We start from the raw sequence: 20,416 nt of genomic DNA, 5'->3' as shown, positions 1-20,416 counted from the left end.
TATTTAACCCATAAATATTATGTTATATATTATATCTCACGGGTTGATAAGTTATTAGTTCCGTAAAATAGCTGAGTATCTGTTTAGATCATGAATTAAACTTGTCAAGAAGGGGATATTGTCTTAAATATTTTTCATTCATTTATTCTAACTAACGGAGTGTATCTTGGCAAAAAAACGTACTTTACAAAGCTGGTCCGTTGAAGACTCAGCAAACTTATACGGTATTCGTGAATGGGGTGCCGATTATTTTGATGTCGCTCCAAATGGCGATGTTACCGTAAGACCTATAAAAAATAAGCGCAACATCAACGTCAGTATTCCTGAAATAATAGAGGGAATGCGTGAACGTGGACTTGGAATGCCTGTTTTGTTGCGAATTGAAAATATACTCGACTCTCAAATATCAAGATTGCATGAAGCTTTTGCCAAAGCAATAAAAACCCTTGGATATCGTGGATCTTATCGTGGCGTTTTTCCGATTAAAGTAAACCAACAACAACAGGTTGTCGAAAAAATTGCTCAATATGGTGCTCGCTATCATCACGGACTTGAGGTTGGTAGTAAGGCCGAACTACTTGCCGCTATTTCACAACTAAGAGACCTCGAAGCCTGTTTGGTCTGTAACGGTTATAAAGACGAAGAGTTTATAGACCTTGGATTACACGCAAGACGCATGGGTTTTAAATGTTTTTTTGTTGTAGAAATGCCAAGAGAATTAAGCCTAATTCTCGAACGTGCAAAAGCTCTCGGTGTTAAGCCGCTTATCGGTGTTAGAGCCAAACTGGCTAGTAAAGCCGGCGGACATTGGACAGAATCAGGCGGAGAACGCTCGACTTTTGGTTTAACTGCCGCACAAATTATTGATGTGGTCGATGAGTTGCGTCGCCATGATATGTTAGACTGTTTCCAACTTTTACACTATCACTTAGGTTCTCAGCTTTCAAACATCAGAGAAATCAGAGCCGCCGCCTTAGAAGCCTCTCGCGTTTATGCCGGTCTTGTTCAAGAAGGCGTTACTATGGGCTATCTTGACCTTGGCGGAGGTTTGGCGGTCGACTATGACGGTTCGAGAACAAACTTTTTATCAAGCCGAAACTATTCAATAGATGAATATTGTATGGACGTTTTGGAAGCAGTAATGAGCATTCTTGATGAAACAAACGTTCCACACCCGAATATCATTACCGAATCGGGGCGTGCAACGGTCGCTTATTATTCCTTGTTAATTTTTAACATTTTAGATGTAAGTCGTATAGAATATGGTGATGAACACGATATTTACTTAGATAAAGAAGCCTTAAGCCAAGAATATGAGATTATCCGCAACCTATATGAAGTATTAACCAACATAACAATACGCAACCTTCAAGAATGTTACAACGATGCTATTTATTATCGAGATGAAATGCGTCAACATTTCTTGCATGGAAAGGTTACCCTACGCCAACGCACAAAAGCCGAAAGACTGTTTTGGGTAATTATTAAACGTATTGCGACTGAAAGAAACAAAATGCCTAACCCCCATAAAAACTTAGCAGAAATAGATAACGCTCTCGCCGATATTTATTATGGAAACTTTAGTGTATTCCAATCTCTGCCTGATTCTTGGGCAATAAATCAACTCTTTCCGATTATGCCACTGCATAGACTTAATGAAGTCCCTACAAGGCAAGCCATTATCTCAGATATTACCTGTGATAGCGATGGACGTATCGACCGCTTTATCGCTCCACACGGAATGAAAAACACTCTTGATTTACACGACTTAAAAGAAGGCGAAGAATATTATCTGGGCGTTTTTTTGGTTGGTGCTTATCAAGAAACTTTAGGCGATTTACATAATCTTTTGGGCGATACAAACGTTGTTTCCGTAAGAGTCGATGAAGATGGCGGTTTTGAATTTGTTAGAGAAATTCATGGCGATTCTGTATCAGACATTTTGTCTTATGTAGAATATGATCCGCGTCGCATCATGGAAGATTTACGAGCTTTGGCAGAAGAATCAGTAAGAGCCGGACGTATTACTCCTTCTGACAGATATAATATTTTACAAGCCTTTGAAGCAGGTATTCGTGGCTATACCTATTTTGAACGTTAAACACCTACCAAAAAACTAGGAAACAAATATGCAACATAAAACATTCTTATTATTAGTTTTTACCATAATCAGTTTTTGTTACAATCCTGCCTCAGCTCAAAATACTGCTAACAGTATTACCCTCAACAACCAAATAAAAGAAGCTGTTAAAGAAGTATTAAAAGAAAATCCCGGTCTTATTCTTGATATTTTAAAAGACAACAGCGAATTGGTTTTTGAAATTGCCCAACAAGGCGTAGAACAACGTAAACGTAAAGTTTATGCAGCCAAGTGGCAGGAAGATTTAAAACAACCCGTTAAAATTGATATTAAAAACCGCCCGATACGTGGAAACATTAATGCTCCCGTAACTATTGTGGCTTTTTCCGATTTTACTTGCCCTTATTGTCAAAAAGGGGCGGAACTTATAAAAAATATAATGCAAAATAATGCGGGAAAAGTGCGTTTTGTCTTTAAACATTTCCCGTTAGCAGGACAAGGACACGAAAACTCAAGAATTGCTTCTGAATATATTATAGCCGCCTTTATGCAAGACGAAAACAAAGGTTGGGAATTATATGATACGGTTTTTGAAAATCGCAAAGATCTTATCAATGATGGCGAAAAGTTTTTGCAAGCATCCGCCAAAAAACTTGGCTTAAACGTAAACAAGCTAACTAGCGATATAAAAAGTCGCCAAGTACAAGCTTTGATATCTGCGGATATAGCCGAAGCTGAAAAACTCGGAGTTCAAGGAACACCTTACTTTTTTGTAAACAACCTGCGTATTCCGGGTATGTTGCCTGAAGATTTGTTTAGTCTTGCCATTGATACAGCTCAGGGCAAATAACATCTTTGTTTTGTTGAACTTAATAGTTATGACAGAACGTATTTTATGCTTTCTGTCATAAGATAAAATCATTACAAAACACCTTTCAATAATAAATGTTTTTTTGCAAGTTAGAGGCTATTGCACGATAGTCTCTAAGTGGCTTTCGCTAGAAAGACACTCCAAAAATCACGAATAAGGAAAATTTAATATTCCCGTAAATGAGTGGTTTTTGTTTTTTAATTCGTTTTATGCTATGTGTATTCAGAGAATAAAACGATAAAAAAGCACGCAAAACTCCGTTTTGCAATGGTCTTAATTAAGAAATTTGATATTTATCAAAACAGGGCTTACCTTGGAAATAGAAATATGAACAAAAAAGAAACATTGGTTGTAAAACTCGGAACAAGCGTTCTGACTGCCGGATCAAAAAAGCTCAATAAAGCCGGAATGTTGGAAATAGTTCGTCAATGTGCAAAAGAACACGCTAAGGGTCAAAGAATTATTATCGTTACCTCCGGGGCTATCGCCGCCGGGCGAGAATATCTCAATTATCCTGAACTTCCCAAAAATATTTCTTCAAAACAACTACTGGCAGCAGTCGGACAAAGCCAACTTATTCAAACTTGGGAAAAACTTTTTTCAATTTATTCAATAAACATTGGGCAAATGCTTCTCACTCGTGCCGACCTTGAAGACAGAGAACGTTTTTTAAATGCGCGTGATACGCTTTTAGCTTTATTAGATAACGGAATTATTCCGATAATCAACGAAAATGACGCTGTTGCCACGGCTGAAATCAAAGTCGGAGACAACGACAATTTATCAGCTTTAGTCGCAATTTTGGCAGATGCCGACAAGCTTCTTCTGCTCACCGACATTGAAGGTTTATACACTGCGAACCCCCACGCTAATCCAAACGCCAAACTCATTTCAGATGTATATGAAATTGACGATGAATTACGCAAAATAGCCGGAGACAGCGTTTCAGGACTCGGCACAGGCGGAATGGCAACAAAAGTTCAAGCCGCCGCCGTTGCCTCACGTGCGGGAATAAGTGTTACGGTTGCCTCAGGTGTTTTAGCTGACGTAATAGAAAAAGTTTTTAAAAACAAAGCCGTAGGAACTTGTTTTCACGCCCAAAAAACTCCACTTGAACGTAGAAAACAATGGATCTTTGGTGCCCCACTCGCCGGAGAACTTGTCCTTGATTCCGGAGCAGTCAAGGCATTATTGGAAAAAGGTAGTTCCCTACTCCCTAAAGGAATAATTAAAGTAAACGGAACTTTTTCACGCGGAGAAGTTTTAAAAGTTAGCGACTCTGAGGGAAAAGATTTGGGACACGGAGTAACTCGTTACAGCAGTGATGCTTTAGACCTGATTAAAGGAAAACACTCTCGAGAAATATATAATATTCTCGGTTATGAATACGGTTCCGTTGCCATTCACAGAGATGATTTGATTTTAAATTGATTAGTTGTTAAATATATCTCATTATATAAATGTTGAAACGAGCGCTAAGCTTAAAAGGAGAAAAACATGTTTGAAGAAAATCCTTTAGAAAAAATAGGACAAGAAGCTCAAAAAGCGTCATGGAAACTCGCAGAAACAAATACTGCACAACGCAACCAACTCCTTGAAAAAATTGCAGATAAACTTAACGCCAATATAGAACCCATTTTATCAGCCAATCAAAAAGATTTACAAACCGCTAAAGATGGGGGAATGAGTCCTGCCCTGATGGATCGGTTGTTGCTAAATACCGAACGCATAAAAAGCATTATTGCTGACATCAAAACAGTGATAGGGCTTAACGACCCGATCGGAGAAATAATAGACAGCAAAAAACTCGATAACGGGCTTGAGTTAATGCGTCGCCGAGTTCCTTTAGGTGTAATTGGTGCTATTTATGAAGCGCGCCCAAACGTTACCATAGACATTGTTTCTTTATGTCTAAAAACAGCCAACGCCGTAATTTTACGCGGAGGGAAAGAAACAATCAATACAAACTTAACTCTTGTATCTCTGATTCACCAAGCCTTAGAAGAATGCAAGCTGACCAAAAACATTGTTCAATATATTGATAACCCTGATAGAAAGCTGATAAACAGTCTGGTGCGTCTTGATAAATATGTTTCAATGATTATTCCAAGAGGCGGTCAAAAACTGCAAGAGTTTTGTCAAGAAAACGCAACTATCCCCGTAATTACCGGCGGAATAGGCGTATGCCATATTTTTGTTGATAAAAGTGCCAATCAAGAAAAAGCAATTGAGATAATCATAAACGCAAAAACACAACGTCCAAGTACTTGTAACACCCTCGAAACACTTTTAGTTCATAAAGATATTGCCGATCCTTTTATCTCAAACTTAAGTCATGCTTTAAAAAGACAACAGGTAACTTTACATATCAGTCCGGAAGTAAAACAGTTCTTGCCCGAAGACGGTGCGGCTTTTGTTGAAGTTAAAAAAGAAGATTACTCTAAAGAATGGCTGTCGTTAGATTTGAATTTAAAACTCGTCTCAAATTTAAACGAAGCAATAGATCATATTAGAGCTTGCGGAACTCAACACTCAGAAGCAATTTTAACAAACGATACTAAACAAGCCGATATTTTTATTTCTCAAGTTGATGCAGCGGCGGTTTATGTTAACGCCAGTACACGCTTTACAGACGGAGCCCAGTTTGGACTCGGTTCTGAAATTGCGGTTAGTACTCAAAAATTACACGCACGAGGACCAATGGGACTTGAAGCATTAACTAGTTATAAGTGGATAGCCTACGGAGATTATACGACTCGTGCTTAGTGAAAAATAAGCGAAAATATAGCTAAATAAACCTTAAACCGAAACAAGACAGTTCAGGGAACAGGGTTGAAAAAAGACGAAAAAAACAAAAACGATATTAAATACAAACCTTGGCTTCAACCTTGGTCAAGTTTAGGAACATGGCATTTTTTGGCGTTAAGCTTTATTTGTGCTTTATTCGCTTTTGAAAATATTCAACTCAGTCTTTTAGGCTTCTTTTTCATATTTTTGTTCGGAATAAGTAGTTCCGAAAAAAACCAAAAAATACACACTCCAAACATAGCAAACAAAGAAAAAGCTTATTTTCACAGTCTTGATAAAAAACAATTACAAACACGCAGTATTTTAATATGCTGTGTGTTTTTTCTTAGCCTAATAACTGTTATAAAAATAACTCAACTTCCAACGCCAAAAGACAACCAAATAACTAACTCAAATCAGTTAAACAAACTACTCGACGAAAACTCAGAAGAGTTTAAAAAAGGTCAAGAATTAACCTTTAAACTTGAATCGGTTAGAGGGCTTTATGACGGTCGCTTACGCCTGATTATTTCAGAGCTTCAACCAACGCAAACGCCAAAAGTTATTACGAACAATACTCAAGACGAATCAAAAAATGCTAATAATATTAAAGCAGTCTTAACTTTAGATAATGTTCAAAATTTATTTGGGGCTGACTCAAACCAAACTCTTCTTGAGGGAACTTATTACTCCGCCCTTTTAAAATTAAGAAAGCAAAGAAGTTTTAAAAACGAAAACACCACAAACAGCGATGAATATTGGAACAAACAAGGAATTTTTTATCGTTGTCTCAGCGTAAAAAATAAAACTCAATTTACAAAACTTGATATAAGAGTTCAACAAGACCTATCTCAAACCCTGCAAAAAAACTTATCTCAACACAGAAATAATTTATTACAAAAACTTAAATTAAGCCTCAAGCCGGAACTTTCCGATGCAAGAGGCATAGTTTATGCCTTAATCAGCGGAGACAGACAGTTTATTTCTTCAAACACCGCTTCTTTATTTCAACGCTCTGCCCTAATTCATAGCTTGGCATTATCGGGCTTACATTTAAGCTTAGTTTTTGTTTTAAGCCTAACTATAATAAATATTATAGCTTTTTTTAAGCCAACTATTTATCTAAAACAACCTCGGATAAAACTTGCCTTTCTTTTAAGTCTTCCCTTGGGTTTAATTTATTTATGGCTTGGTGCCTTTTCCCCCTCTTTAATCAGGGCAATGTTTATGCTTACTGTTGCTGCCTTTGCCGTTCTTTTCAGCCGATTAAAAAAAGTCGAAGATGCCCTTGTTTTAACAGTTTTATTAGTGGCAATTATTGAGACTAACCTCATCTTTGAGCTAAGCTTTCAACTTTCCGTGCTTTCAATTTTTGCAATTATTTTGTTTTTACCACTCATACAACTTGGCATAGAAAAAATGCCTTTTTTATACGGGCGGTCTTTTTATAAACGTTGTTTAAGAGCCGGCCTGACAATCTTGCTTTTAAGTTTCAGTATTCAAATATTTCTCTTGCCAATTACTAGTTTTTATTTCGGTGAAGTCCCGATTTTTTTCTTTTTAAACGTAATCTGGATTCCCGTTTTAACCTTTTTAGTCTTACCTCTGGCTTTTATTGCTTTTGTCTTCGCCGCTTTGTCTTTTAATTTTTTGAGTGAACAATTTTTTAGTTTAAGTGCCTTGATTTGCGATTTATTTTTAAACCTGCTCATTTTCCTTAATAATCATGAGTGGCTTAATGTTTTTACACCTTTACGCCCTCTTCCCTCTGCCTCTCTTGCTTTTTGGATTTTGGCAATATTAATGATTGTTTTTATTACGTATAGATTTAAACAATTAAAAGTAAAAGTGATTCATCAACTTATCTTGGTTTTGGCTTTTGCCTTATCTTTATATCCTGTTTTACTACGCTATTCACCATATTCTGAGGCAAAACAAAATATTTTTTCCATAAAAATGTTAGACGTAGGACAAGCCCAAGCCTTATTAATAGAAAGTTTTGGACAACGCTTAATCTGTGATGGTGGTGGTTTTAACAGTAAATATTTTGATAGCGGAAAACATATTATCACACCGATTTTAACTTATAACCAAGCCCCACGTCTTGATTTTATTGTCAATACACACCCGGATAACGACCATTTAAAAGGGCTTTTATACCTTTTAGAAAACTTTTCAGTAAAGCGAATTGCCTTTAACACCCTACCAACTGAAAATAGCTCTGAAAAAATACTACATCAAATTATCAAAAAAAATCATTTAAACATTGAATATTGGCGTGAAAATAAGCGTATTTTATTTTCTCAAAAGGAAAATATCAAAATTTATATTGAAGTATTATACCCAAACAATTCGGAAGAATTTATAAATACCAATGAAAACAGTTTGGTCTTGCGTTTTGTTAAAGAAGAAACAAACAATACACCCAAAGGTTTAATGATTGTTCTCGGCGACCTTCAACAAAAAGGCTTAAAACGCTTCTTAAGCAAAAATCAAATACTTGAATCAGAGGTCTTGATTTTACCACATCATGGTTCGGAAAGTTCTTTAAACCTCGAACTTTATCAAAGAGTAAAACCCAAAATCGCTTTAGCCTCAACGGGTTATGGCAATAACTGGGGGTTTCCTTCAAAAAAAGTACGAGAAGCTTTAAAAAACTTAAATATTCCCCTGCGAGTTATCGGTGAAGAAGGTGAAATAATTATTAAAACAGAGGAATTATGTTATTAGCGATTTTTTAATCTCGGATCAAGAATATCTCTTAAACCTTCACCCAATAAATTATAACCCAAAACAGTAATTAAAATACTTAAACCCGGAAAAAGCCAAAGCCACCAAGCAACTTCCATCACTTCTTTTCCCTCAAGCAACATATTTCCCCAGCTTGGTTCAGGCGGTTGAACACCCAACCCCAAAAAGCTAAAGGAAGATTCCACTAAAATCGCACCGGCAATACCTAAGGTTGCGGAAACCAAAACGGGAGCCAAGGCATTTGGCAAGATATGCCTAAACATAATTTTAAGTTTACTGCTTCCGGCTAGTTTAGCCGCCGCAATAAAATCACGCTCTTTTAAAGAAAGCGTTTCGGCTCTAACTAAACGAGTTATACCCATCCACGAAGTAAAACCTATTACAATCATTATGTTATTTAAACTCGGTTCCATAAAAGCAATAACCGCAAGAATTAAAAAGAAAGAAGGAAAACAGAGCATAATATCTACAAGACGCATAATTAATTCGTCTACGATTCCGCCTAAAAAACCAGATAATAAACCAAGAACGATCCCAATGCTTATTGAAATTCCAACGGATACAAAACCGACCCATAAAGACACACGCCCACCATAAAGCAGACGAGCAAATACATCTCGCCCTAAAGCATCAGTTCCCAAAAAATGTTCCGCACTAGGTGGAAGAAGAATATGACTCGTCAGATCATTCGGATCATATCCACTAATAAACGGTGCAAAAACGGCGAGAAAAGACATCATAAAAACAATAAATAAACCACAAATAAAAAAAGTATTATCAAAAGGTAAAAGTCTTTTTAATTTTGCCCAAAAACTTTGGCGAATTTGACAAGTTTGCATTATTCGCCCCCGCTTTGATTATGTTGCCCTGTTCTGATGCGAGGGTCTGCTAAACCGTAGCAAAAATCAGCCAATAAATTACCCAAAAGCGTTAGAACAGCACCCAAGACAAGGTTTCCCATAATCATTGGATAATCTCTTGACATTACAGCAGTATAAAACAATTGACCAAGCCCGGGTAAAGCAAAAATGCTTTCTATTATCACGCTTCCACCAATCAACCCGGGAATAGATAAACCAAGCAAAGTAATCACGGGCAACAATGCGTTACGCAGTGCGTGTTTATAAATTACAACATGCTCGGGAAGACCCTTAGCTCTAGCTGTTAAAATATAGTCTTGATTTAATACTTCCAGCATAGAGGAACGCATAAAACGGCTCATGCCTGCCAAACTCCCAAAGGTATAGACAAAAAGCGGTAAGGCAAGATGTGATAAAATATCTTTCATTTTTCCAAAAGTGCTAAGATATTCATAATCCATTGATTTTATACCTGAAATCGGAAAAATTTGCCATTCAATACCAAAGTAAATCATTAAAATTAAAGCAAGCCAAAAACTAGGCATGGCAAAACCGATAAAAACAAAAATTGTCGTTAAATTATCTAGCCAGCCCCCTTTTTTACAAGCCGACATAATACCCAAAGGAACAGCAATCAATAAAGACAAAAACAAAGACGCTATATTCATTCCAACGGTTAAAGGTAAACGCTCGCTGATTTTTTCCAAAACCGGTCTGGCATCACTGGAAAGAGAATTTCCAAAATCAAGAGTAACAAGACGTTTTACCCAATCAAAATATTGCACATAAAGCGGACGATCCAAACCGTATAACGCATCAAGACGTTGGCGAGTAAGGTCGCTTGCAATAGGGTTCAGAGTTGTTTGTAATTCTGTAGGAGAACCGGGAGCTAAATGAATAATCCAAAAGCTCAAAATGGTAATACCCAAAAAAGTAATGCACAGCCAAAAGAATTTTTTTAAGATTCTTAATGATAAAAATTTTAACGTAGTTTTTACTGACATAAGTTTTAGACTAAAGTTTAGCGATTACAACATAATAACATTAATAAATTAACGCTGTTTATAGTTTAAAATGTGTTAAAAGGTTTTCGGCAACTTTATTCGCATCAAATCTTTCTTCTGCAAATTTGCGCCCCTCATGCCCCATACTTTTACTCAATGCAGGTATTTCAATAAATTTTATCATAATATCCGCAAGAGCTTCGGGGTCTTGAACGGGAGATAAAAAACCGTTAACTTTATTTTTAACAACTTCTTTACAACCCGGAACTTTAGTGGCAAGCACAGCCCGCCCCATGCTCATTCCTTCTAATAAAGCACAAGGAGTTCCCTCTCGATAAGAAGGCAAAACCATTACTGAAGCTTCGGCAATATAAGGACGCACATCATTAGTAGCACCCAGATATTGCAAGACCCCTTCTTTTTCCCAGTCTCTCACTTCACTTAAAGGAATTCCGCCAACCCCGTTTTCTTCAGGCCCTAAAATACTAAAAATCGTGTCGGGATATTGTTCTTTAACAATTTTAGCCGCATAATAAAAATCTCTAATGCCTTTTGCTTCCAAAAGTCGAGCCACAAGTAAAAAATGTTGTTGAGCCTCAGGCAGTGGAACTTCGGAAAACAAAAGCGTATCAACCCCCGTTCCCGGTGAAAATTGAATCTCTATATTTTTTGGAAGAATATGTAATTCTTCAAAAAGTTCTTTATCGTCTTGGTTTTGAAAAAACACCGTATTCACTTGGTTTAAGGCAAGACGATAGAGCAATACGGCGACCATTCTAAGGCTTTTTTTCAAAAAGCTATCTGCTTCAAAGGCATAACCCAAGCCAGTTATCATAGCATAACGATATTCTTTTTTGGGATATTTAGCCAAAGCAGCAGCCAAAGAACCGTAAATAACAGCTTTTATCGTATAAACAAAAAGACGATCGGGCTTTTCTTCTTCCAAAAGTTTTTTTAAGGCAATAACGGTTTTATAATCGTTAAGCGGATTTAAACCTTTACGATCTAAAGGATAAAAACGTATTTTAACACCAAGTTCATGGAGCTTTTCTGTCCACTCGTCTGCATCAGGCAAAAACGCCACAACTTCATGCCCTTTGGCAATCGCATTACAGATTAAGACAGTCCAAAAATTATTCATGGCTCTGGACTGATTTCCAATTATAACCAGCTTCATTCTTATAATCCTTGATGTTTTTTTATTCTTTAGCATATCAAGCCAGAAAGTAAAGAGATGATAAGATAAAATGACTTTTTATATGCTTTTAAACGTTACTTGGTAAAAACAGTACTGCAAATTATTTGCTACGCTTTTCAGAACCTTGAATCAAAATATAATGTTGACGCATTCTATCAGCATCACTGCGTGCTACATAAATATTATTTCCGTCGCAATCTTTTTTTGAATAAAACATTCCCGTTGCAACGGTTCCCGGAGTTGGAATAAAACATTGCACTTGCTTTGGTGTCCATCTTTTTTGAGCCAACCATTTTTTTAACATCAACATATCTTTATCTTCACAGCCCGGAAAAGCACTCATTAAATAAGGGATAATATATTGTTCTTTTTTCGCTTGCTCAGATGAACGCTGAAAACGCTCCAAAAATGCCTCAAAACGCTCTAAAGTAGGTTTACGCATCAACGTTAAAACATGCTCGCAAATATGTTCGGGGGCAATTTTTAACAGACCTCCCGTAAATTCTCTTGCATAAGCCTCTAACGCCTCGGTTTGATTAAGGGCTAAATCAAGACGTATTCCGCTTGCAACTCTAACATTATTCACATTTTTATGTTGGTTAATCTGACGTAAAAGCTTTATATGTTGCATTTGATCTATTTTAAAAAACTTACAAACACCTGGAAACATACAACTTTTTCGCAAACATTTTTTTTGTTCAAACGTACAAACCGCCTGCCACATATTAGCACTCGGACCACCGACATCACTAATCGAACTTGCCCACTTTGGAATTTTGGTTTGATTTGTAAAGTTTTTTGAAGTTTGAGAGGAAAAAGTAATTTTATCAAGCTCTTGTAAAATAGATTCAGAGCTACGAGAGCTAATCTTCCTGCCTTGATGTAAAGAAAGAGAACAAAAAGAACAAGCCCCACCACAACCTCGGTGGCTGGTAATACTTGTACGAATCATCTCCCAAGCCGGAATTGGTTCTTTATATAAAGGGTGAGCTAGGCGAGAAAAAGCTAAACCATATAATAAATCTAACTCGCTTGTAGTCAGGTTATCTTGAGGGGGAGCTAAAATCAAGTTGCGTTTATCGTCAATTTTTTCAATACAATAAAAGTCAGCCTGATGAACCTGTTCTTCTAAAGTTAAAGCACTCTGGATCAACAATTCTGGTTTTAATTTAATCTCATTTAAACTTGGTAAAACTCTGATTGTATATTCTTCTTTATTTGAAGCTTGATCTGAAATTATTTTTAGCTCATCGTCCGCATTATTGCCAGAACTAATAAAAGCTGTTCCCAATGTATATTTTGCAACATCAACAAAATCTTTTCGCAACAAAAACTCTGATTGAGTCTTTGCTAAAGCGTTTTTTGCTTTGTTTGCCAACTCTAAAATTGCTTTTTCACCCATACCGTAAATTAAAACATCTGCCTTAGCATCACACAAAAGAGGCAAACGCAAGGCATCAGTCCAAAAGTCATAATGTGTTATTCTTCTTAAAGAAGCTTCAATTCCGCCAAGCACAATTGGAATATCTTTAAAATTTTGACGCAATAAATTACTATAAATTATTGTAGCTCTATTCGGACGAGAACCGTTTTTCCCACCGGGAGTATACGCATCATCATGGCGTTTTTTTCTAAACGCCGTATAATGTGCCAGCATAGAGTCAATCGCCCCGGCGCTAACCCCGGCAAAAAGTTTTGGGCGACCCATATCAGTTATTTTAGATAACGAGTTAGAAATATTTTTTTCCGCTCCCTGCCACTCAGGTTGGGCAATAACTCCAACCCGAAAGCCATGCTCCACCAACCAACGCCCTAAAAGAGAAACCCCAAAAGAAGGGTGATCAATATAAGCATCGCCCGAGACTAAAAGTATATCAAGCTCAGACCACCCAAGTTGTTTCATCTCTTGGCGAGTCATGGGTAAAATCGGCGTATTTTCAAAAACGGCTTTTGATAAAGATTTTTTTTCAGACTTTTGCATATAATTATTTCAGTTGTTTAAAATAAAAGTTTAGTCAACGACTATAAATAAAATAATAAAAACAATTTTTACTTATAACATATAACCAAAGAAGACAAATGATAAAAAGTTTATTTTTTTGCAGGATAGACTTTACAACTTAACGAATGAACGTTATACTCGCCGAACTTAAAAAAGCTTTAAGCTTGGTAAAATTTATATATAAAATTAAAGGAGAGCAACATGGCTCAGAAAAAAAGAGAACGTGCAAAAGAATTAGATCGTAAACGTCATCGTCGTGAACAACGCATTAAAGAGCGTATCCGCGAAGCAAAAGCCGCTAAAGCAAAAAACTAATACGTTTAACCTAATATATAAATTAGTTAAATAATTATTTTTTAAAAGGGTTTCTTTTAACTCTTTTGCGTATTATTACATAAAATATCTCAGGCTGTTTCTCAATAAAAGATTCTACTAAAATGTCAAAAATGTCTTAATCTTTTTGATCTCAAATTTTAGCAGAATAATTTATTAAGACACAGCCTTTAGCATTAATAAATTTATAATATAAGACCATTGAAAAACTCCGTTTTGCGTACTTTTTTCATCTTTTTATGCTCTGTATAAAACATAGCATAAAACGTCTTAAGCCACTTTGAGACTACCGTGCAATAGTCTCAATATATAAATTAAATCATTAAAGCTCTTGACTCTTTATAAGGGTTTCTTAAATATAAAAGCATGTTTTTATATGAAAACCAACGGTTCTTTATGTTTTCATATTGAAATGTTTAATATTCAATAAAAATAATATAATACGTTATCAATATACGGAGTTTATCATGCCAATTTACGAATATCATTGTGAAGATTGCCAACAACTCTTTGAACATTGGCAAACCAGTCATACACCCCAAGAAACAATAGACTGCCCCATTTGCAAAGGAAAAGGGCATAAAATAATCTCAAACACCTCTTTTGTTCTTAAAGGTGGCGGTTGGTACGCTACTGAATATGGAAAATCAAAATCGGAAAATACCAAAGACACTGACAGCAAAAATACTGCTCCCAAAGAAAATACAGCGACAAGCTCAACGGCTCAAACACCCGCTTCAACCCCTTCCGGTTCAACCCCAACAAATTAGCAAAAAATTAGCTTGCTAAAAATAAAATAAAAGCATAATAAAAAATGTTCTTTCGCTATTATTATGAATGTTTCTGATTTGTTGACCTAGCTTAGCCCAACAATATGATCAATAAACATATCATAACTGTTTATTATATTTTAAAAATATATTTATTTGCCGAAATTTTCAGGTACAAAAAACTTAAATCATCTAAAAAAAATATACTTGTTATATTTATAATCAAAAAACGGTATATTCAAGGAGTCAGTCATGAAAGAAAAAATTCACCCAAAATTATTTAAAGCAAAACTTATTTGTGCATGTGGCAACGAAATAGAAGCTCTTTCCGTTAAAGGAGAAGTAGTACAGGTTGAAATCTGCTCAAGCTGCCACCCTTTTTATACCGGTAAACAACGTTTTGTTGATACCGCCGGACGTATTGACCGCTTCCGCAAAAAATACGCCAACACAACTAAGTAATTTTATTATACTTTAGCGGTTTAATATTAGCTTTTGGGCAGGCGAAGCTTTTGTCTGCCCTTTAGTTGTTTTTATTATGTTGTTTTAACTGGCTTTTCACTTTGTATTTTATTTTGTAAAACATTTAAGACAAATTATACCTCAGGTTTAAAATCTTTTCGCTTTAACTTTGTATTGTCTGTTTTTAGGGTACAATCATGAATCACAATAGTTCTTGTAATAATGAACAAAATCAAACAACTTCGTCAGACAGTACTTTAAAATGCAACGCCACAGAAAGTTTGGCCGTTGGCGGTCAAGCCTTAATGGAAGGCATTATGTTGCGTCATGGTTCTCGCTTGGCTCTTGCCGTTCGCAAACCAAACGGTGAAATTATCTCAAAAGTAATTCCATGGTACTCTTTAACCTCTTCGCCTTTGTTAAAAAAACCTTTTCTCAGAGGTTTTCCGACTTTAGTTGAAACTTTAATTAACGGAATCAGAGCCTTGAATATGTCTGCCACTGTTGCAGTAGAAGACGACGCCCAAGAACTTACCCCTTGGCACTTGGCTCTTACCTTAATTATTTCAATAGGTATGGCACTCTTACTTTTTGTTGTAATTCCTCATGTATTGACAATAGGTATTAATAACGCAGGACTTTCCTCCGGAGTTGAAAATTTATCTTTTCATATTTGGGACGGGCTGTTTAAAATGTCCATGTTTGTCGGATATATTGCCGCTATTTCTTTTGTTCCCGATATAAGACGAGTCTTTCAATTTCACGGAGCGGAACATAAAATCATTAACGCTTATGAAACAGGAGCAAACGTTACCGCCGCTTCTGCCGCAAACTTTAGTCGCCTCCACCCTCGTTGTGGAACAACTTTTTTACTCTTCGTTATTTCTATTTCCATTCTTTTACACGTTATTTTTGTACCGTCTTTAATGCACTTTTGGACACCTGAAAACGCTATATTAAAGCATTCTGTCATTATTTTGGTTAAATTAATACTGATTGTTCCAATTAGTTCTTGTGCCTATGAGCTTATTCGTTTTGCGGCAAAAATGAACAACAGTTTATTGACAAAAATTTTACAAGCCCCGGGTTTACTTTTACAAAAAATGACGACCAAAGAACCCGATCAGTCTCAACTCGAAGTTGCTGTTGTTGCTCTTTACGAGGTCTTAGGGCCAATACCGCCAAATTTTGTAACACCACCAGCCTATAGTAATTGGGAGTAACCAATCATGATTGCTAAACTTGAAAGCCTAGAAGCTCGTTATCTTGAGCTTGAAACCATGTTAAGTGCCCCTGATATTTTATCAGATCAAGAACGTTTCAGAAGCTTGAGTAAAGCTCACGCCGACTTAAGAGAGGTTGTTGAGGCTTTTCGTGAATATAAAACACATAAAGAAGACCTTGAAAATAATACGCTCTTATTAGAAGACAGCGACCCTGAAATAAGAGCAATGGCAGAAGAAGAAATCAAAATTGCAGAAGAAAAAATGCTTAATTTTGAACAAAAACTGAAAATATTTTTACTGCCCAAAGATCCAATGGACGAAAAGAATATTATTCTTGAAGTGCGTGCCGGAACAGGCGGAGAAGAAGCCGCCCTCTTTGCAGCCGATATTTTCCGTATGTATTGTCGCTATGCCGAACGCAAGGGTTGGAAAGTTGAAATTATTTCAGCAAGTGATTCGTCTAACGGCGGATACAAAGAAATTATCGCCGAAATTAACGGAGCCAAAGCTTACAGCCAAATGAAGTTTGAAGCAGGCACCCACAGAGTGCAGAGGGTTCCGGAAACAGAAGCCCAAGGACGCATTCACACTTCTGCGATAACTGTTGCCATTATGCCGGAAGCAGAAGAAGTTGACGTTAACTTTAAACCCGAAGAATTACGTTTTGACGTTTATCGTTCATCAGGCCCCGGCGGACAATCTGTTAACACAACTGACTCGGCGGTTAGAGTAACCCACTTGCCAACAGGTATAACCGTTGCCTGCCAAGATGAAAAAAGCCAACATAAAAATAAAACAAAAGCCTTAAAAATTTTACGAGCTAGAGTTTTACAGCTAGAACAAGATAAGCATCACGCTCAATTAGCTGATACTCGTCGGGCTCAAGTTGGTAGTGGAGACCGTTCTGAAAGAATACGCACATATAACTTCCCACAAGGAAGAGTCAGCGACCACAGAATTAACTTAACTTTATATAAACTTGATCTGGTTTTAGACGGCGATATTCAAGAATTTGTTGACGCTTTAACGACAAACTATCAAGCCGAAGCCCTAAAAGTTCAAGGCGATAATTAAGTTTAATTCTTTAAATAGAGACTATTGCACAAGAATCTCTCAGTTGATTCCGTTAAAATGAATGGTCTTAATCAAATTGTACACTCTAAAGCTCTAAATATTTATAAGTTTAGAGCTTTATTTTTTTTCAAAATTACTGTATAAAAAGATAAACGTTATAGAATATATTTTGAGCTATTTTTATAATAAAAATTAAAACGATAACAGCGAGGAACGTTATGGTAAACTTAATAAAAAAAATCAGTGTATTACTTGTTACAATTCTCTGCTTCAGCTTGTTCGGATTAAATAACATAAAAACAGCCGAAGCAAAAAGCCAAAAAGCTCCAATAATCAGCCAATCTATGCATGGAATAAATTTTGGAACTGTCGAAGAAATCTATTGCATTCAAGACCTTAAAAAAAATATGCCTATAGCGTGGTTTGAAGGCGTAAATCAAGCTGCCTTTAAAAAGCTCTATCCAAAGCTTGAAGTGCCGGCTTCTACCAATGTTTTTCTTCTAAAACAAAACAATCACCCAAAAGCACTACCAGGTAGATTATTGATCTTAATAGATGCCGGAGCTGGGTCTTTTATAAAAGACGAAAAAGGCAACATTCACCCCGGTCAACTGAGTAAAGCTCTAGAGTATGCGACAATCAATCCTAACGATATAGATGCCGTTCTTATTACTCATTTACATTTTGATCATATTGGCGGTTTGTTAGATAAAGACAATAACCCTGTCTTTAAAAATGCCACAATATATATAAATGCAAAAGAAAAGGCATATTGGCTTGACCCGGAAGTTATTAAAAATGCCCCCGAAGCTGCGAAGCCAAATTTTGACTTAGTACAAAAAGTATTTACAGCTTACGGAGATAAAATTAAAATATTTGAAGTAACAGATCAGTTGATAGCAGGCTTTAAGCCAATAGAAGCTTACGGACATACCCCCGGGCATACAGCCTTTGAATATAATACTGGTAAACAAAAATTAATGTTTTGGGGTGATGCCGTACACGGAGCTGCAATACAGTTTCCTAATCCAAGCATCGCTTTTAAATATGATGTAGACCCACAAAAAGCGATTGAAACAAGAATTGCTCTAATGAAAAAAGCCGCGAGCGAAAAATATATAGTCTTCGGAGCTCACCTTCCATTTTACGGTTTTGGAAGAGTTGAACCACACGGAAAAGGCTTTATATATAAAAACGGAAGATAAAACCACTATAAACAATAACTCAAAGCGGTTAAACAAAAGTAAATTTGACTAACCGCTTTGATTAATATTCTTAATAAATTATACTAAAGTAAAATCCTATGAACAACATTATGTTTTTTTATAAAGCTGACAAACTCAAACTAGCTAAAATTTTTGTTATTTTAAACCTTATTTTTTTTAGCTCTGCTCTGAGCCTTAAAGCACAAAATGCAATAGGCACCAATGCAATAGGCACCAATGCAATAGGCACCAATGCAACGGGCACTAATTCAATAGGCACCAATGCAACAGATTCGACAACGAACTCAACTCAACAAAGCAACACTAACGCAACAACCAAAGCTCAAAATGATTTAAAAAAACAAACAAGAAAAAGTACGGGCAAAGTTTATAGCGAAGACCAACAATTTAAAGGAGCATTGCGTAAAGAAACGGCTCTTGCCCTCGCTGTTGCCAAGGCTCGTTATGTGGCGATGGACGATGCCGCCCGCTCTTTAGTCTTGCGTCCTGATGTACAAGCTTTTGCCAACTCGACAAAAAACACAGCCCCGCTTGATCCTTTTGCCTTGGCTTATGCGGTTTATACAACCGAAATTTTACCACCGGAACTCGCCGGTTTTTCGCCTGAACTATCTGTACGAGCCGGCGTTGGAATTGTTCCTCGTTATTCTGCTCCCAATCAAAATGCTGTAGATTTTTCAGTAACAACTGTTTTAAACAATCCGGAACTTTTGTTTTTTACAGCAGACAGCATCAAAAAAGAAAACAGCCTATTAAAAGAATTGATTAGTTTAAGCGACGCAGAAATAAAAAATCCGACTCAAGCAAATAAAAAACTAGAGATGACCGTTCGCTTTAAAAAACTTACTGATGCCCTTTCCGCTCTGGAACTTTTTAGAGAAGTTTTGCCCAATTTACAGCCTACAACATGGTCAAACCCCGAACAAGTTGTCGAAACCATGAAAAAAGCTATCCAGTTTGACCAAGATAACCCGCTTATTTTAGGAACTTTGGGTGAGGCTCTTTTGGTCGAAGGAAAATCACAAGACGCTATTGATTATCTTAGCTCTGCGATAAAGCTTGATAAAACCAAAGCTCGTATGTTTCATATGCGAGGCGTTGCATATATGAGTTTACACCTTCCGGCGTTAGCCATAGAAGATTTTTCTTCTGCGTTAGAGCTTAACCCAAACTCTCCTACTTATTATAATGCCAGAGGTGCGGCTTATTTATTTCAGGCTGATTATAAAAATATGTGCAAAGATTTTTATTCCGCCTGTACCTTTGACAGTTGCCAAAACTATCAGTGGGGAATAGCCCAAGGATATTGTAAAAAATAAATAAATAAACCAAGTTTAACAGCCATAAACATGCAACATAACACCTTAATAAAAATATACGGATTGCTTAGTGGCGTATCGGAAAAAGCTTTTGAACGTTTAAAACCCTTTATTTCTGAGGCAATAAGCACAGAAGAAAGCCTAGATAATAGCTTTACTTATAACAAAAACAAACAAGAGCTTAACTGTTCTTTTGAAGGTCTTTATTTCCCCTTTGAAGACTTTTTACAAGAGCTTAATCTAACTAACCCAAAAAATAAAAATTCTTACCCCTTAAATAATATTTTTCAAGACGTTGAAGGTCGCCTTGATTATATTGATATTGAAAACTGGAACTTAACCAGATTAATATTTCAAAACCACACAATACAATATTCTACCACTCCTTTAAACAATATCTTGGCATATTCGGGACATTAGATAAAACATATTAATAATATTACATATTTTTAT

16 protein-coding genes are annotated in these 20,416 nt (G+C 36.3%); 12 read left to right on the top strand and 4 right to left on the bottom strand.

What is annotated here, in order from left to right; all coding sequences use genetic code 11:
• Positions 1-166 precede the first annotated feature (166 nt).
• The 5 genes from speA to BT999_RS01445 all read left to right on the top strand — a co-directional run bounded on the left by speA (position 167) and on the right by BT999_RS01445 (position 8,468).
• On the top strand, positions 167-2,101 hold the full coding sequence (speA, locus tag BT999_RS01465; protein WP_072695750.1) for a biosynthetic arginine decarboxylase: 1,935 nt from the start codon (positions 167-169) through the stop codon (positions 2,099-2,101).
• A 28-nt stretch (positions 2,102-2,129) separates the two neighbouring features.
• The gene (locus BT999_RS01460; RefSeq protein ID WP_072695748.1) at positions 2,130-2,930 is read left to right on the top strand and encodes a DsbA family protein; all 801 of its coding nucleotides are present in this window, start codon (positions 2,130-2,132) and stop codon (positions 2,928-2,930) included.
• Between the two features lie 348 nt (positions 2,931-3,278).
• The gene (gene proB / locus BT999_RS01455) at positions 3,279-4,382 is read left to right on the top strand and encodes a glutamate 5-kinase (RefSeq protein ID WP_072695746.1); all 1,104 of its coding nucleotides are present in this window, start codon (positions 3,279-3,281) and stop codon (positions 4,380-4,382) included.
• 66 nt (positions 4,383-4,448) lie between these two features.
• Positions 4,449-5,717 (top strand): glutamate-5-semialdehyde dehydrogenase, encoded by a 1,269-nt coding sequence (locus BT999_RS01450; RefSeq protein WP_072695745.1) that lies wholly within the window; start codon positions 4,449-4,451, stop codon positions 5,715-5,717.
• A gap of 66 nt (positions 5,718-5,783) precedes the next feature.
• Complete coding sequence (locus tag BT999_RS01445) at positions 5,784-8,468, top strand: DNA internalization-related competence protein ComEC/Rec2 (RefSeq protein WP_072695743.1); 2,685 nt, start codon at positions 5,784-5,786, stop codon at positions 8,466-8,468.
• Here BT999_RS01445 and BT999_RS01440 read toward each other — a convergent pair.
• The 4 genes from BT999_RS01440 to BT999_RS01425 form a co-directional block, all read right to left on the bottom strand.
• Positions 8,465-9,328, bottom strand: a complete 864-nt coding sequence (locus BT999_RS01440) for an ABC transporter permease (RefSeq protein ID WP_072695741.1) — start codon at positions 9,326-9,328, stop codon at positions 8,465-8,467. The two genes, BT999_RS01445 and BT999_RS01440, sit on opposite strands and share 4 nt — an antisense overlap.
• Complete coding sequence (locus BT999_RS01435; protein ID WP_072695739.1) at positions 9,328-10,353, bottom strand: ABC transporter permease; 1,026 nt, start codon at positions 10,351-10,353, stop codon at positions 9,328-9,330. Before BT999_RS01435 ends, BT999_RS01440 begins: the two co-directional genes overlap by 1 nt.
• 58 nt (positions 10,354-10,411) lie before the next feature.
• Positions 10,412-11,530 carry a glycosyltransferase family 4 protein gene (locus BT999_RS01430; RefSeq protein WP_072695737.1) on the bottom strand — a complete coding sequence of 373 codons (1,119 nt, stop codon included), beginning with the start codon at positions 11,528-11,530 and terminating at the stop codon, positions 10,412-10,414.
• 121 nt (positions 11,531-11,651) lie between these two features.
• The gene (locus tag BT999_RS01425) at positions 11,652-13,532 is read right to left on the bottom strand and encodes a YgiQ family radical SAM protein (protein ID WP_072695735.1); all 1,881 of its coding nucleotides are present in this window, start codon (positions 13,530-13,532) and stop codon (positions 11,652-11,654) included.
• Positions 13,533-14,353: 821 nt separating this feature from the next.
• Here BT999_RS01425 and BT999_RS01420 point away from each other — a divergent pair.
• The 7 genes from BT999_RS01420 (at position 14,354) to BT999_RS01390 (ending at position 20,383) form a co-directional block, all read left to right on the top strand.
• A complete protein-coding gene (locus tag BT999_RS01420; RefSeq protein WP_072695733.1) occupies positions 14,354-14,656 on the top strand; it encodes an FmdB family zinc ribbon protein in 303 nt (100 codons plus the stop codon).
• Between the two features lie 252 nt (positions 14,657-14,908).
• Positions 14,909-15,118, top strand: coding sequence for a 50S ribosomal protein L31 (gene rpmE, locus BT999_RS01415; protein WP_072695731.1), 210 nt, complete (start codon positions 14,909-14,911; stop codon positions 15,116-15,118).
• 305 nt (positions 15,119-15,423) lie between these two features.
• Complete coding sequence (locus BT999_RS01410; RefSeq protein WP_084650554.1) at positions 15,424-16,341, top strand: DUF1385 domain-containing protein; 918 nt, start codon at positions 15,424-15,426, stop codon at positions 16,339-16,341.
• Positions 16,342-16,347: 6 nt separating this feature from the next.
• A complete protein-coding gene (gene prfA / locus BT999_RS01405; RefSeq protein ID WP_072695729.1) occupies positions 16,348-17,418 on the top strand; it encodes a peptide chain release factor 1 in 1,071 nt (356 codons plus the stop codon).
• 218 nt (positions 17,419-17,636) lie between these two features.
• Positions 17,637-18,623: an MBL fold metallo-hydrolase gene (locus tag BT999_RS01400; protein ID WP_072695727.1), complete on the top strand. Its 987-nt coding sequence runs from the start codon at positions 17,637-17,639 to the stop codon at positions 18,621-18,623.
• Positions 18,624-18,733: 110 nt separating this feature from the next.
• Positions 18,734-19,963 (top strand): tetratricopeptide repeat protein, encoded by a 1,230-nt coding sequence (locus BT999_RS01395; protein ID WP_178139293.1) that lies wholly within the window; start codon positions 18,734-18,736, stop codon positions 19,961-19,963.
• A 30-nt stretch (positions 19,964-19,993) separates the two neighbouring features.
• Positions 19,994-20,383 carry a hypothetical protein gene (locus BT999_RS01390; RefSeq protein WP_072695723.1) on the top strand — a complete coding sequence of 130 codons (390 nt, stop codon included), beginning with the start codon at positions 19,994-19,996 and terminating at the stop codon, positions 20,381-20,383.
• Positions 20,384-20,416 lie beyond the last annotated feature (33 nt).

It is taken from the genome of Desulfovibrio litoralis DSM 11393, assembly GCF_900143255.1.
Taxonomy (GTDB): domain Bacteria; phylum Desulfobacterota; class Desulfovibrionia; order Desulfovibrionales; family Desulfovibrionaceae; genus Frigididesulfovibrio_A; species Frigididesulfovibrio_A litoralis.
The sequence above is the reverse complement of the archived record's forward strand: the minus strand, read 5'-3'. Positions and strand labels throughout refer to the sequence as shown.

Coding starts and splice junctions, on each gene's coding strand:
- BT999_RS01400 (WP_072695727.1), top strand. CDS start 17,637: ATGGTAAACTTAATAAAAAAAATCAGTGTATTACTTGTTACAATTCTC.
- BT999_RS01440 (WP_072695741.1), bottom strand. CDS start 9,328: ATGCAAACTTGTCAAATTCGCCAAAGTTTTTGGGCAAAATTAAAAAGA.
- proB (WP_072695746.1), top strand. CDS start 3,279: ATGAACAAAAAAGAAACATTGGTTGTAAAACTCGGAACAAGCGTTCTG.
- rpmE (WP_072695731.1), top strand. CDS start 14,909: ATGAAAGAAAAAATTCACCCAAAATTATTTAAAGCAAAACTTATTTGT.
- BT999_RS01435 (WP_072695739.1), bottom strand. CDS start 10,353: ATGTCAGTAAAAACTACGTTAAAATTTTTATCATTAAGAATCTTAAAA.
- BT999_RS01390 (WP_072695723.1), top strand. CDS start 19,994: ATGCAACATAACACCTTAATAAAAATATACGGATTGCTTAGTGGCGTA.
- BT999_RS01420 (WP_072695733.1), top strand. CDS start 14,354: ATGCCAATTTACGAATATCATTGTGAAGATTGCCAACAACTCTTTGAA.
- prfA (WP_072695729.1), top strand. CDS start 16,348: ATGATTGCTAAACTTGAAAGCCTAGAAGCTCGTTATCTTGAGCTTGAA.
- BT999_RS01425 (WP_072695735.1), bottom strand. CDS start 13,532: ATGCAAAAGTCTGAAAAAAAATCTTTATCAAAAGCCGTTTTTGAAAAT.
- BT999_RS01410 (WP_084650554.1), top strand. CDS start 15,424: ATGGAAGGCATTATGTTGCGTCATGGTTCTCGCTTGGCTCTTGCCGTT.
- BT999_RS01460 (WP_072695748.1), top strand. CDS start 2,130: ATGCAACATAAAACATTCTTATTATTAGTTTTTACCATAATCAGTTTT.
- BT999_RS01430 (WP_072695737.1), bottom strand. CDS start 11,530: ATGAAGCTGGTTATAATTGGAAATCAGTCCAGAGCCATGAATAATTTT.
- BT999_RS01395 (WP_178139293.1), top strand. CDS start 18,734: ATGTTTTTTTATAAAGCTGACAAACTCAAACTAGCTAAAATTTTTGTT.
- BT999_RS01450 (WP_072695745.1), top strand. CDS start 4,449: ATGTTTGAAGAAAATCCTTTAGAAAAAATAGGACAAGAAGCTCAAAAA.